This window comes from Micromonospora sp. H61, assembly GCF_018070325.1.
Lineage (GTDB): Bacteria > Actinomycetota > Actinomycetes > Mycobacteriales > Micromonosporaceae > Micromonospora > Micromonospora salmantinae.
The window spans coordinates 1-12,447 of the sequence record NZ_JAGPXY010000063.1; the positions used below are offsets into that span (position 1 = coordinate 1).

Annotated in this window: 13 protein-coding genes; 3 read left to right on the top strand and 10 right to left on the bottom strand. The window is 71.9% G+C overall.

The window, feature by feature from the left end; translation table 11 throughout:
* The 3 genes from KBX08_RS25305 to KBX08_RS25315 form a co-directional block, all read right to left on the bottom strand.
* Nucleotides 1-479, bottom strand: a 479-nt coding sequence (locus KBX08_RS25305) for a UvrD-helicase domain-containing protein (RefSeq protein ID WP_210785866.1), incomplete at its 3' end; no start/stop codon positions are given.
* Nucleotides 480-636: 157 nt separating this feature from the next.
* Nucleotides 637-1,182 (bottom strand): TIGR00730 family Rossman fold protein, encoded by a 546-nt coding sequence (locus KBX08_RS25310; RefSeq protein ID WP_091406178.1) that lies wholly within the window; start codon nucleotides 1,180-1,182, stop codon nucleotides 637-639.
* Nucleotides 1,182-2,036 (bottom strand): TIGR00730 family Rossman fold protein, encoded by an 855-nt coding sequence (locus KBX08_RS25315; protein ID WP_210785867.1) that lies wholly within the window; start codon nucleotides 2,034-2,036, stop codon nucleotides 1,182-1,184. The genes KBX08_RS25310 and KBX08_RS25315 overlap by 1 nt, the downstream gene beginning before the upstream one ends.
* Nucleotides 2,037-2,190: 154 nt before the next feature.
* On the opposite strand from KBX08_RS25315, the gene KBX08_RS25320 reads away from it, so the two are divergent.
* Nucleotides 2,191-2,358, top strand: a complete 168-nt coding sequence (locus KBX08_RS25320; protein WP_210785896.1) for a hypothetical protein — start codon at nucleotides 2,191-2,193, stop codon at nucleotides 2,356-2,358.
* Between the two features lie 50 nt (nucleotides 2,359-2,408).
* Here KBX08_RS25320 and dapE read toward each other — a convergent pair whose 3' ends face one another.
* Nucleotides 2,409-3,482, bottom strand: a complete 1,074-nt coding sequence (gene dapE, locus KBX08_RS25325) for a succinyl-diaminopimelate desuccinylase (protein ID WP_210785868.1) — start codon at nucleotides 3,480-3,482, stop codon at nucleotides 2,409-2,411.
* A gap of 78 nt (nucleotides 3,483-3,560) precedes the next feature.
* Here dapE and dapD point away from each other — a divergent pair, with 78 nt between their 5' ends.
* On the top strand, nucleotides 3,561-4,520 hold the full coding sequence (gene dapD, locus KBX08_RS25330; RefSeq protein WP_091406183.1) for a 2,3,4,5-tetrahydropyridine-2,6-dicarboxylate N-succinyltransferase: 960 nt from the start codon (nucleotides 3,561-3,563) through the stop codon (nucleotides 4,518-4,520).
* Nucleotides 4,521-4,572: 52 nt separating this feature from the next.
* On the opposite strand, the gene KBX08_RS25335 is transcribed toward dapD, so the two are convergent.
* The gene (locus KBX08_RS25335; protein WP_210785869.1) at nucleotides 4,573-7,992 is read right to left on the bottom strand and encodes a S8 family serine peptidase; all 3,420 of its coding nucleotides are present in this window, start codon (nucleotides 7,990-7,992) and stop codon (nucleotides 4,573-4,575) included.
* A gap of 76 nt (nucleotides 7,993-8,068) precedes the next feature.
* On the opposite strand from KBX08_RS25335, the gene KBX08_RS25340 reads away from it, so the two are divergent.
* Nucleotides 8,069-8,626, top strand: a complete 558-nt coding sequence (locus KBX08_RS25340) for a sugar O-acetyltransferase (protein WP_238690261.1) — start codon at nucleotides 8,069-8,071, stop codon at nucleotides 8,624-8,626.
* On the opposite strand, the gene KBX08_RS25345 is transcribed toward KBX08_RS25340, so the two are convergent.
* The 5 genes from KBX08_RS25345 to fdxA are packed head-to-tail and all read right to left on the bottom strand — an operon-like array spanning nucleotide 8,623 to nucleotide 12,400.
* A complete protein-coding gene (locus tag KBX08_RS25345) occupies nucleotides 8,623-9,270 on the bottom strand; it encodes a nucleoside/nucleotide kinase family protein (protein WP_210785870.1) in 648 nt (215 codons plus the stop codon). The genes KBX08_RS25340 and KBX08_RS25345 overlap by 4 nt on opposite strands.
* Entirely contained in the window at nucleotides 9,270-9,920 is a 651-nt protein-coding gene (locus KBX08_RS25350) for an SIMPL domain-containing protein (RefSeq protein WP_091406191.1), read from the bottom strand. Before KBX08_RS25350 ends, KBX08_RS25345 begins: the two co-directional genes overlap by 1 nt.
* Before the next feature lie 10 nt (nucleotides 9,921-9,930).
* Entirely contained in the window at nucleotides 9,931-10,926 is a 996-nt protein-coding gene (locus KBX08_RS25355) for a prephenate dehydrogenase/arogenate dehydrogenase family protein (protein WP_247670041.1), read from the bottom strand.
* A 47-nt stretch (nucleotides 10,927-10,973) separates the two neighbouring features.
* On the bottom strand, nucleotides 10,974-12,077 hold the full coding sequence (dapC, locus tag KBX08_RS25360) for a succinyldiaminopimelate transaminase (RefSeq protein WP_282102894.1): 1,104 nt from the start codon (nucleotides 12,075-12,077) through the stop codon (nucleotides 10,974-10,976).
* Nucleotides 12,074-12,400: a ferredoxin gene (fdxA, locus tag KBX08_RS25365; RefSeq protein ID WP_030490464.1), complete on the bottom strand. Its 327-nt coding sequence runs from the start codon at nucleotides 12,398-12,400 to the stop codon at nucleotides 12,074-12,076. The genes dapC and fdxA overlap by 4 nt, the downstream gene beginning before the upstream one ends.
* Between the last annotated feature and the right edge of the window lie 47 nt (nucleotides 12,401-12,447).

Consider the following 12,447-nt stretch of genomic DNA (forward strand, 5'->3'; position numbering starts at 1 on the left):
TCGGGCTCCTCGCCCACCACGTCCAGCAGCTCACGGATGATCAGATCCTGCTCGGGGCCGGTGAGCAGCCGGGGCGACGGTTCACCCCGCTCGGCGGCGGCACGGCGGAGCAGCCCGAAGGCGTACGCCGGGAAGGTGCGCACCAGCGGCTCGCGCAGCACCCGGTGGCCGTCCTGCGCGATCCGGGCCTCGATGCGCTGTCGCAGCGCGGTGGCGCCTCGGCGGCCGAAGGTCAGCACCAGGATCCGTTCGGGGTCGACCCCCTCGGCCACCCGGGCGGCGACCGCCTCGACCAGCGTGCTGGTCTTGCCGGTGCCCGGGCCGCCGAGCACGAGCATCGGCCCGTCGGTGTGCCCGACCACCTCGGCCTGCACCGGATCGGCCCGCCAGCCGCCGCCGGCGCCGGAAGCGCTGTCAGGCGTCGCCCCGTCCCCCCGCGCCGGCCCTCCGGGCCGCCGCACCAACCGGTACGCCTGCATCAGCTCATCCCATCAGACCCATACGACACCCACCCGCCCAAATCCCACCCCACACCACACCCCATCCACCCCCGTCGATCATGAGGTTAGCTGCGCGACACGCCGACGGCGGCGTCGCCAACTCCATGATCACCGCGGCCCAACCGGAGCGGGGTGGTCAGGTCAGGTGGGATTCCAGGACATCGAGGGCCTCGGTGACGGTGGTGGTGACCGTCAGGAGATCGCGGCCGGCGGGCTTGAGGAAGGTCTGGTCGGCCAGCGCGTCGAGCCAGTCCAGCAGGGGGCGGTAGAACCCGTCGGTGTCGATCAGCACCATCGGCTTGGCGTGCAGGGCGAGGGTGGCGGTGGTCCAGACCTCGAACAACTCGTCCAGGGTGCCCAGCCCGCCGGGCAGGGTGAGGAAGGCATCCGACTTGTCGATCATCAAGGTCTTACGGCTGGCCATCGAGTCGGTCACCAGCAGCTCGTCCGAGGCCAGGTCGGCGACCTCCAGATCGACCAGCGACTGCGGGATCACGCCGACGGTGCGCCCACCGGCGGATCGGGCGCCGTCCGCCAGCGCGCCCATCATGCCGACGCAGCCACCACCGCTGACCAGCGTGTGCCCGCGTCGGGCCAGCTCCGCGCCGGTCTCGGCGGCCAGATCCAACCAGCGCTGATCGAGGGTACGGGAGGAGGCGCAGAAGACGCAGATCGCCGCCATCAGTCGTGGTCCCGAGCCTGAGCGGCTGCGGCCTGCTGGTCTGCGTCGGTGCGCGCGACAGCCTCCTCGCGAACGGCCTCCTGCTCGGCGGAGAGCACGGCCTCCGATTCGACGATGTACCGGACCGCCTCGTTGACGTCGTCGGTGAGGCAGATCAGGTCCAGGTCGACCGGCCCGATCTTGCCGGTGGCGGCCATCGTGCCGCGCAGCCAGTCCAGCAGGCCCTGCCAGTAGGCGACGCCCATGAGCACCACCGGGAACCGGGTGACCTTGCCGGTCTGCACCAGGGTGAGCGCCTCGAACAACTCGTCCATGGTGCCGAACCCGCCGGGCAGCACGACGAACGCCTGGGCGTACTTGACGAACATCGTCTTACGGGCGAAGAAGTAACGGAAGTCGATGGCCAGGTCGACCCAGTCGTTGATGCCCTGCTCGAACGGAAGCTCGATGCCGAGACCCACGGAGAGCCCACCGGCCTCGCTGGCGCCCCGGTTGGCGGCCTCCATCACGCCGGGCCCACCTCCGGTGATCACCGCGTAGCCGGCTCGGGCCAGCGCACCGCCCAGCTGCTCGGCCAACTGGCACTCGGCGCTGTCCGGCGCGCTGCGTGCGGAGCCGAAGACGCTGACCGCGGACGGCACGTCGGCGAGGGTGTCGAAACCCTCGACGAACTCGGCGAGGATGCGCAGCGCGCGCCAGGCGTCCTTGGTCTTCCAGTCACCCCGCCCCCGTGAATCCAGCAGTCGCTGGTCGGCGGTGCTGCTCGGGATCGCCCCTCTGCGCAGGGTGACCGCACCGCGATGCCGCTCCTGTCCCGGACCGCGACCGGCCTCCCGCCCGTTGCTCTGGCTCATGGGGCAACCGTAGTGGAGCAGCACCGGCCGGGTGCGCGGGGCGGGGACGCCGAGAAATTGTTCGGGATCATGGGCAACTATTCGGCGCTCCCGTACGTCTTACTATTCACATACCGGGTATGCCCCGGCGCGCGCCTTCGGGGGAGGAGACAGCGTGATCAGCAACAACGAGATGATCCGGATCCGTCGCCAGATGCAGCGACGGATCCGAGACGTGGTGGCCGAACGCCGCCGCACCCGCCAGCAGAACCCAATCCCCACCTCCCCCACCCCCTCTGGAGCCGATCAAGAGGTTTGCGTCGCCGACAACGGGCCAGGCTGACGCAAACCTCTTGATCACCGGGGCGACCGGACGCGACGGGGCGACCAGGGTCAGGCCGGGGCCAGCCAGCGGTGCAGGGTTGCCGCACCATCGCGGATCTTGCTGATCTCGACGTGCTCGTCGGGGTGGTGGGCGAGGTTCGGGTCGCCCGGGCCGAAGTTCAGCGCGGGAATGCCCATCGCCGCGAACCGGGCCACGTCCGTCCAGCCCAGCTTGCCGATCGGCGCGGCGCCGACCGCCGCCAGGAACTCCTTCGCGGGGGCCGCGTCGAGCCCGGGCGCGGCACCGGCAGCGGTGTCGGTGACGGTCACCTCGAAGCCGGCGAACACCTCACGCAGGTGCGCCTCCGCCTCGGCCGGGGTGCGGTCCGGGGCGAACCGGTAGTTGACCTCGACCTCACAGAGGTCGGGAACCACGTTGCCGGCCACCCCACCGTTGATCCGTACCGCGTTCATGCCCTCGCGGTAGTCGCACCCGTCGATGGTGACCCGGCGTGCCTCGTACGTCTGGAGGCGTCGCAGCACCTCGCTGGCGGCGTGGATGGCGTTGACCCCGTGCCAGGAGCGCGCCGAGTGGGCGCGTACGCCGGTCGTGGTGACCACCGAGCGCATCGTGCCCTGGCAGCCCGCCTCGACGATGCCGTACGTCGGCTCCAGCAGCACCGCGAAGTCCGCCTGCAACCACTGCGGGAATGCCTGGGCGACGAGGTTGAGCCCGTTGTACCGGGACTCGATCTCCTCGGCCTCGTAGAAGAAGTACGTCACGTCGTAGCGCGGCTCGGGCAGCGTCACCGCCAGGTGCAGCGCGTACGCGGTGCCGGACTTCATGTCGGAGGTGCCGCAGCCGTACATCAGGTCGCCGCGCATGGTCGACGGAAAGTTGTTGTTCAACGGCACCGTGTCGAGGTGCCCGGCCAGCACGACACGCTGCGACCGACCGAGGTCGGTACGCGCCATCACAGTGTTGCCGTGCCGGTGGGTGGTCAGGTGCGGTACGCCCCGCAGCACCTCTTCGACACAGTCGGCGATCGCCTTCTCGTTGAGGGACACGGACTCTATGTCGACCAGAGCGCGGGTCAGCTGCACCGGATCGGCGAGGACCTCGGGGGTCAGCGGGTTCTCCATGGTTCGCACGGTACCTTCAGGTCTGTCAGCGCGAGGAGCGAGCCGAGGTCGGCCCGGCAGTGACCGAGAGGTGTAACAGTGACGTCCGCAGATTCCGCCTGGGGCATCGGCCTGGCTACGGTCACCGCAGACGAGCAGGTGCTCGATACCTGGTACCCGACCGGCAAGCTGGGCCTGGGCGAGCTGCCGCTGGTCGCCGGCGAGGACAAGGCGGACGTGCTCGACCTGCCGCCGGCCGCGCTCGGTGACCGGTCCCTGCCCGGTCTGCGTACCGTGCAGGTGGTGACCGTGATCGGCTCGTTGGACGACCCGATCAAGGACGCGTCCGACGCGTACCTCCGGTTGCACCTGCTCTCGCACCGCCTGGTGCGACCCAACCAGCTCAACCTGGACGGCATCTTCGGCAAGCTGGCCAACGTGGCCTGGACGTCCGCCGGGCCGTGCCCCCCGGAGCGGGTGGACGAGCTGCGGGTGATCGAGCGGGCCGCCGGCCGGCACCTGGCGGTGTACGGGGTCGACAAGTTCCCCCGGATGACGGACTACGTGGTGCCCTCCGGTGTGCGGATCGCCGACGCCGACCGGGTCCGCCTCGGCGCGCACCTGGCCGCCGGCACCACAGTGATGCACGAGGGCTTCGTGAACTTCAACGCCGGCACCGTCGGCACCTCGATGGTCGAGGGGCGGATCGTGCAGGGCGTGCTGGTCGGCGACGGCTCCGACATCGGCGGCGGGGCCTCCATCATGGGCACCCTCTCCGGCGGCGGCACCGACAAGATCAGCATTGGTGAGCGGAGCCTGGTCGGCGCGAACGCCGGCGTCGGGATCTCACTCGGCGACGACTGTGTGGTCGAGGCCGGCTGCTACATCACCGCCGCGTCGAAGATCACGCTCCCCGACGGCCGGGTGGTCAAGGCCCGGGAGCTGTCCGGCGTCGACGGCCTGCTGTTCTGGCGCAACTCGGTCACCGGGGGGCTGGAGGCCCGACCGCGCACCGGCCGGGGCATCGAGCTGAACGCCGCTCTGCACGCCAACGACTGACGGGCCCCGCCGGGTCCGCGGCGTTCGGCCGCGGACCCGGACGGGGTACGCCTCAGCGCAACCGGTACGCCTGGATGATCCGTTGGGTCACCGTGTTGCCGGCGGTGTCCCGGGCGGTGGCCCGCAGCGACACGTAGCCGGGTCCGGCCGGATGCCGCAACAGAGCCGACCAGCCGTCGGCGGAGGTGCGGACCAGCTTCGCCTTGCCCCAGGTCTTTCCGCCGTCGTACGAGACGTCGACGGCGAGCTTCTCCACCCGGGTGGCCGGCGCGCCGGGCTGCCGTTGCACCCGGACCGGTACGACGAAGCCCTGACCGGCCGGAGCGCTGTTGTCGACCCGCAGCGACGGCGCGAAGCGCACCGCCGACAGCGGCAGTCGGACCGGCGTCTCACCGGCGACGTGCCTCGACCGGAAGGTCCAACTGGACTCCACAGCGGTGCTCAGGTCGGTGAAGCTTCGCTTCGACGACGTGACGAGCCGGTAGTCCGCCGCGCCCGGTGGCACTGCGAACTCCCCGTAGCCGGCGTACTCGCTCTCGCCGACCAGCGTGCCGTTGCGCCAGAGCTTGGTGTGCTCACTGTCGCTCAGCGAGAAGCCCGGGTGCCCGGCCGCGTCACTGAACATCGGCACGTCGACCACTATGGTGTCGCCGATTCGGCTGACGCTCTGGTGCGGCCAGCGCGGGGTCGGGAAGGACGGCGTGTACGGCGCCTGGTTCCAGATCTCGTGGACCGTCCGTCCGGCCCGGTACGCGGTGGGGGTGGAGAAGAGCGCTGCCTTCGGGATCAACCACCCTTCCTCGTCCACCGTTCCGAAGAGGACCTCGGATTCCCACTTCACGCCCATGGTGTTGTAGTACTCGACCCGCTGGCCGGGCACGACGGTGGGCAGGATCACGGCCGAGTAGCCGACGTTGTACTCCAGCTCGGGGAGCACGATCCGCTCGGCCTCCATGCCCGGGTAGCCACCGCGGAACTTGTGCACGACGGTGGCCAGGTCCCGTCGGGCGTAGTCGCGGACGAACCCGGTGGGCATCCGGCCCGGGATCGCCTCGGCCAGCGAGTACAGGTACGGGCTGTTGGCCGAGTCCGGCGTGGTCCAGTTACTGCTGACGGTGGCGACGAACTTGTCGGCGGAGACCTGCTTGCCGAGCTGACCGCTGGTCAGGCCGGTGAACGTCTCCGCCCAGAGCCCGACGCCGTACCCACTGCCGTCGTCGGCGGTGAAGTTGCCACTGAGGTCGATCAGTTGCGGGACGGCGGTCCGGTCCGGAACGGTCGTCCGCACCGGCTTGGCCCGGCGGGCGTCCACGACGATCCGGGTGTCCCGCTCGATGGCCACCTCGGGCTGCATCAACAGGGACATCCCGGGCTGCTCATCCTCCGGACCGGGCTCGAAGACGAGGCCACTGAGGCCGTAGTGCCCCTTGGGCACCCGCGCGGTGGCCACCCCGTCGGAACTGACGAGGTCCCAGAAGCCGTAGGTGTCCATTCCGACGAGGGACGTCCAGTGGTCCGCGGTGCGCGCGCCGGCGCGGTCCAGGTGCTCCACGGTGAGCGTGTAGCTCTCCACCTCCCGGTGCACGGCCAGCGGGGTGACAGCGACCGCCGCACCGGACCGGGCCACGATCCGCCCGGTCCAGTACCCGTCGGCGTCGCCGAGCCGGGTGTCGGTGGTGACGGTCGTGGCGGCCGTGCCGCCCGCCGGCACTGTGAGTTGGCTGGCGCCCAACTGGAACAGGCCAGCCGGTAGCGCCCGACCGCCGGGGCCGGCGCCCTCGATGCTCAGGTCCACGGTGACCGCCGCCGGACCGTCGTTGCGCCAGGTCACCGTGCGGGTGATCGGGGCGTCGTCACCGTGCGGCCAGAGCGTACGTCCGAACGAGACGCTGACCGGGTCGGTGGTGAGCTGCTGGGTGATCGCGTGTGCGACGTCGATCCGCCCGGCACCCTGCTGGTAGGCGGTCTGGTCCGGGTGTGGCTTGGCGGCTGCCATCAGGGTGGCCTTGAGCCGGTCGGCCCGCCATCCCGGGTGCTGCTGGGCCAGCAGCGCGGCCGAACCGGCCACGTGCGGGGTGGCCATCGAGGTGCCGGAGAGGGTGACGTAGCGGTCCCCCACCGGATCGCCGATGACGCCGTTGGCTGACCGCGCGGCGACGATGTCGACGCCGGGCGCGGTGATGTCCGGCTTCAGCGCGTCGTCGCCGACTCGCGGGCCACGGCTGGAGAAGTCGGCCAGTTCGTCGTCGCGGTCCACCGCGCCCACGGCGAGCCCGGCGTCGGCGCTGGCCGGGGAGCCGACCGAGCCGTCCATGCCGTCGTTGCCGGCGGCGAGGACGAAGAGGGTGCCGGTCTGGGCGGTCAGGGTCTGCACCGCCTCCTCCAGCGGGTCGGCCTCCGGGGTGTCCCAGCCGCTGAGGCTCATGTTGACCACGGCGGCCTTCTTCTCCACCGCGGCCCACTGCATGCCGGCGAGGATCGCCGAATCGGAGCAGCCGGTGTCCTCACAGACCTTGCCGTCCAGCAGCGTCGCGTCCGGCGCCACACCCCGGTACTTCCCGCCGGCAGCGGCGCCGCTGCCCGCGATGGTCGAGGCCACGTGGGTGCCGTGGCCGACCATGTCCCGAGCGTCGGCGACCTCGGTGAAGTTGCGCGCCTCGGCCACCTTGCCGGCCAGATCCGGGTGGGTCGCGTCGACGCCGGTGTCCAGCACCGCGACGGACACTCCCGCGCCGGTGAACCCGGCCGCCCAGGCGGCGGGCGCGCCGATCTGGGGCACGCTGTGGTCGAGGGTCACCCGTCGACGGCCGTCCAGCCAGATCCGCTCGACGCCCCCCGCCGCGTCGAGCCGAGCCCCGGCGGGACCGCTGGTGACCGCCTCCCAGACCCCGCCGAGGGAAGACTTGTCGCTGTTCAGGGCGGCACCGCGAATCACCGGCAGGTCGCGGGTCAGCCGCGTGCCGGGCAGGGCGGCCGAGGCACGCCGGGCGGTCCCCGTCGAGCCGTACTCCACCAGCAGCGGCAGGGTGTTGCGGTGGGCGTCGTCGTAACCCGCCTCGACCAGCCCGGTGACGTCGAAGAGTCGCCGGTCCACCCGGCCGGAGCGCAGCAACGGCACCGCGTCCGTCGGCGTCACTGTGAGGCGTCCGCGCTCGCGCTGGACCAGGAACTGCACGTCCTCGCGGCCGGCGCCAGGCCGGACCGAAGCGCCGGACGTGGTGACGGTGACCCGGTCACCGGTGATCAGCGTGACGGTGGTCGAGCGGTTGGCGGTGGGTCCACCCGCAGTGGACTGTGGGCCGGCGCCAACCGGTGGGGTGGGCACGGCGGGTGCGGCTGAGACGGGAGCCGGCGCGGAGAGCGCCAGCGCGAACACGAGGCCGAGAGCGGCCAATCTTCTTCCCTGGTGCAACGGATCCTCCTGGTCAAGCGTCTTGATGGATGGAGTCACATTGACAACCCAGAATTGCATACTGAGTATGCAAAAAGAAGACCGAAAAGTGACGGACCCGCCACGAGCCGACGAACCGGGCCGGCATGATCGGGCGGTGACCTCCATGAAGGACAAGATGCTCGCCGGCGAGCCATACATCGCCGACGATCCCGATATCATCGCCGATCTGGACCGGGCCGCCCGGCTGATGGAGCGCTTCAACACCAGTCCCGCGGCCGATCCGCAGGCCCGGATCGCCGCACTGCGTGAACTGCTCGGCGAACTGGGCGAGGACACCTGGGTCCGCCCACCGTTCTACTGCGACTACGGCTGGCAGATCCGGATCGGCCCGCGCAGCTTCGTCAACTACAACGCGGTCTTCCTCGACGTCGCCCCGATCACCCTCGGCGCGGACGTTCAGGTCGGGCCGAACGTGCAGCTACTCACCCCGACGCATCCGGTCGAGCCCGGCCCGCGACGGGACAAGTGGGAGGCGGCCAAGCCGATCACCATTGGCGACAACGTGTGGCTCGGCGGTGGCGCGATCGTGCTGGCCGGCGTGACGATCGGCGCGGACACCGTCGTCGGCGCGGGCGCGGTGGTCACCCGGGACCTGCCCGCCAACGTGGTGGCCGTCGGCAACCCGGCCCGGCCGGTCCGCGAACTCGGCTAGACCGTCGGCGGATCCGACAGGCGTACGACCAGGTCGGCCCGGTCGGCGGTGGGGGTGATCAGAGCGGCGTTCGACTCGTCGCTACCCAGCGCCCACGCCCGCGCCTGCTCCGCGGACCGACCGAACGCCTCGTGCCGGGCGGTCAGCCGGCGGTGCCGCACCTCGGCGTCCAGGTCGAGAAACCACGCCTCGTGCAGCAGCGGTCGGATCTCCTGCCAGGGGAAATCCGACAACAGCAGGTAGTTGCCCTCCGTCACCACCAGCCGGACCGACGGCGGCACCTCGATCGCGCCGGCCACCGGCTCCTCCAGCTCCCGGCGGAACTCCGGCGCGTAGACCGACGTCGGCTCCAACCGGTGCAGCCGGCGCAGCAGCGAGACGTACCCGTTGGCGTCGAAGGTGTCCACGGCGCCCTTGCGGTCGGCGAGGCCCAGGCGAACCAGTTGCGACTGCGCCAGGTGGAAGCCGTCCATCGGCACCAGGCGGGCGGCCGACCCGATCTCGGCGACGATCCGCTCCGCCAGGGTGGACTTCCCGGCGCCCGGTGCGCCGGCGATGCCGAGCAGTTGTCGCGGGCCGGCCTCGGCGAGCACCGACGCCCGCGCCACCAACTCGTCGGCGGACAGCACCCGGGCCGGCGGCATCAGCCCAGAACCGGGTCGCTGATGGTGAACCGCGCCTGCACCGCCGCCTGCACAGTCTGTGGCTGCGGGTCCAGCTCGAGCTCCGGCGGACCACCGCCCGCGCCACCACCCCCGGCAAAGGCCGCACGGGCGAACATCGGCCGGTCGGCGGGGCCCGCGTCGGCCAGCTCGATCAACGAGGTGACCCGGGCACCCAGCGCCTCCGCGTACTCCCGGGCCCGCAGCAGCGCGTCGCTGATCGCGGCATGCCGGGCCGCACGATGGGCGGGGCTGTCCGGACGAAGCTCCCACCACGGACCGGCCACCTCGACCTGGTCCTGGTCGGCGAGCCGGAGCATCAGCTCACCCAGCGCGGTGAAGTCGGTGACAGTGACGGTGGTGGTGACACTGCCGTGCCAGGCGACCACCCGCTCACCCGAGCGCCGGGTCTCCGGACGCACCCGCAGGTCGCCGGTCTCCCGCCGGGCCACCGCCGGCCCGGAACCGTCCAGCAGCACCCGGACCGCTGCGGCCCGCTCGGCCAACCGGGTCAGCGTCGCCTCCCGGTCCCGGTCGCGGGCTGTCGCGGTGACCGCGAACCGGGCCAGTTCGGGCGGCACCTCCCGGTACGCCTCGCCGCGCACCTGCACCACCGGACCATCCACCGCCATGCCCCTCAGCCTAGTCAGCGACGGGGCGCCTTGCCGCGTAGGAGACAGTGTCCGCGTCGGCGTGCAGGCCGGTCAGGTAGCCGCCGGCCACCCCCAGCTCGCGCAACCAGGACACCTCTGCGGCGTGGTCACCACCGGCCGGGAACTGCCTGTCGTACGCGTCGAACCGCCGGTCGCGCAGCGCCACCCGGGAGGCCCGCGCCTCGTCGTAGCGTGCGGTGAGCGCCGCGGCGTCGTCGGCGCGCAGCGCGGCGGTCAGGTCGTCCAGGAACGCGGTCACCCCGGCCAGCTCACGCAGCACCCGGTCCCGGTTGCCGAGCAGCATGTTGGCGGTCCGATCGGCCGGGGTTCCGGCGACCCGGGTGCCGTCGGAGAAGCTGCCGGCGGCGAGCGCGAGGATCGCGTCGCGCAGCGGTGCGCGGTGCACGGCGCCGGCCAGCGCGCCGGCGAGCAGGTGCGGCACGTGTGAGGCGAGCGCGGCGGCCGAGTCGTGCTCCGCGGCGGACATCGGCACCACCCGGGCTTCGAAGACCTCCACCAGCAGCTCGGCCAGCCAACGGAACGCGGTGGTGGCCGGGCCGGGAGCCGGACAGAGCACCCAGGCCGCGCCGGTGAGCAGGTCCGGTCGCGCGGCCGTCAAGCCCGCCCGGTCGGTGCCCGCCATCGGGTGGCCGGGCACGAACCGGTGCGTCAGCCCCTGCGCGGCGGCGAACGCCGCCACCTGCTCCTTGGTGCTACCGACGTCGGTCAGCACACAACGCTCACCGGTCATCGCCGCCACCTCGACCAGCGTCGCCGGCAGGGTGGGCAACGGCCCGCACAGGAAGACCACGTCCCGGTCGGTCACCGCCTCGACCAGGCGGTCCGGCGCGGGTACGCCCACCCGGCGGGTCTCCCGCCGGGTGGCCTCGTCCGGGTCCCACCCGATGACGTCGATGCCGGCGGCGACCAGCCGGAGCAGCACCGAGCCACCGATCAGGCCGGTGCCGACGACCGCCGCCCGCATCCGCGCACCTGGCCTGTCCACCATGCTCGACCGTCCCGGAGCCGCGATCAGGTGAGGCGCGCCGCGACGCCGGCGATGTGCTCGTCGGACTCGGTCAGCGCGACCCGGACATGCTGCCCGGCCGTCGGGCCGTAGAAGACGCCGGCCGCGACCAGGATGCCGCGTCGGGCCAGCCAGTCGACCGTCTGCCAGCAGTCCTCGCCCCTGGTCAGCCAGAGGTACAGGCCCGCCTCGGAGTGCTCGACGGTGAACCCGGCACCGGTGAACGCCGCGGCGAGCACCTCCCGCCGGGCGCGGTAACGCTCACGCTGCTCCTCGGCGTGTCGCTCGTCCTCCAGCGCGGCCACCATGGCCGCCTGCACCGGCGCGGGCACGATCATGCCGGCGTGCTTGCGGACCTTGAGCAGCTCGGCGACGAGCGCCGGGTCGCCGGCGACGAAGCCGGCCCGGTAGCCGGCGAGGTTGGACCGCTTGGAGAGCGAGTGCACGGCCAGCACCCCGGCATAGCTGCCCCCGCTGACCTGCGGAGACAACACCGACACCGGGTCGGCCGACCAGCCCAGAGGCAGGTAGCACTCGTCGCTCGCGACCACCGCGCCACGTTCGCGGGCCCAGTCGACCACCTTGCGCAGGTGCGCCGCGGGCAACACCCGGCCGGTCGGGTTGCCGGGCGAGTTGACCCAGACCAACCGGACCCGCGGGGTCGGCCCGAGCGAGGTGAGCGAGTCGGTACGAACGACTGTGGCACCGGCCAGCCGGGCGCCATCCTCGTAGGTGGGGTACGCGATCGACGGCACCACCACCACGTCACCCGGGCCGATGCCGAGCAGCGTGGGCAGCCAGGCCACCAGCTCCTTCGAGCCGATGGTCGGCAGCACACCGAGACCGTCGACGCCGGCGCCGCAGGCTCGGGACACCCACGCCGCGATCGCGGCCCGCAGCGCCGGGGTGCCGGCGGTCAGCGGGTAACCGGGAGCATCGGACGCGTCAGCCAACGCCCGCCGGATCACCTCGGGCACCGGGTCGACCGGCGTACCCATGGAGAGGTTGATCAGGCCCTCCGGATGCGCCGCGGCCAGCGTGGCCGCGGCGTCCAGGGTGTCCCAGGTGAACTCGGGCAGCCGCGACGAGACCGGCGCGGGCCGGTTCAGTGGCCCTCGCCGCGCGGCGGCTGCGCGGCGACGAAGGTGGCGTCCTTCTCCACCTTGCCGACCTTCGAGGCGCCACCGGGCGAGCCCAGGTCCTCGAAGAACTCGTAGTTCGCGCCGGTGTAGTCCTTCCACTGCTCCGGGACGTCGTCCTCGTAGAAGATCGCCTCCACGGGGCAGACGGGCTCACAGGCACCACAGTCGACGCACTCGTCGGGGTGGATGTAGAGCATCCGATTGCCCTCGTAAATGCAGTCGACCGGGCACTCCTCGATGCATGCCTTGTCGAGCACATCTACGCACGGCTCGGCGATGATGTAGGTCACCGGTCTTCTCCTCCGCAAGACTCGCCGCGATCTCCCGCGACGGTAAG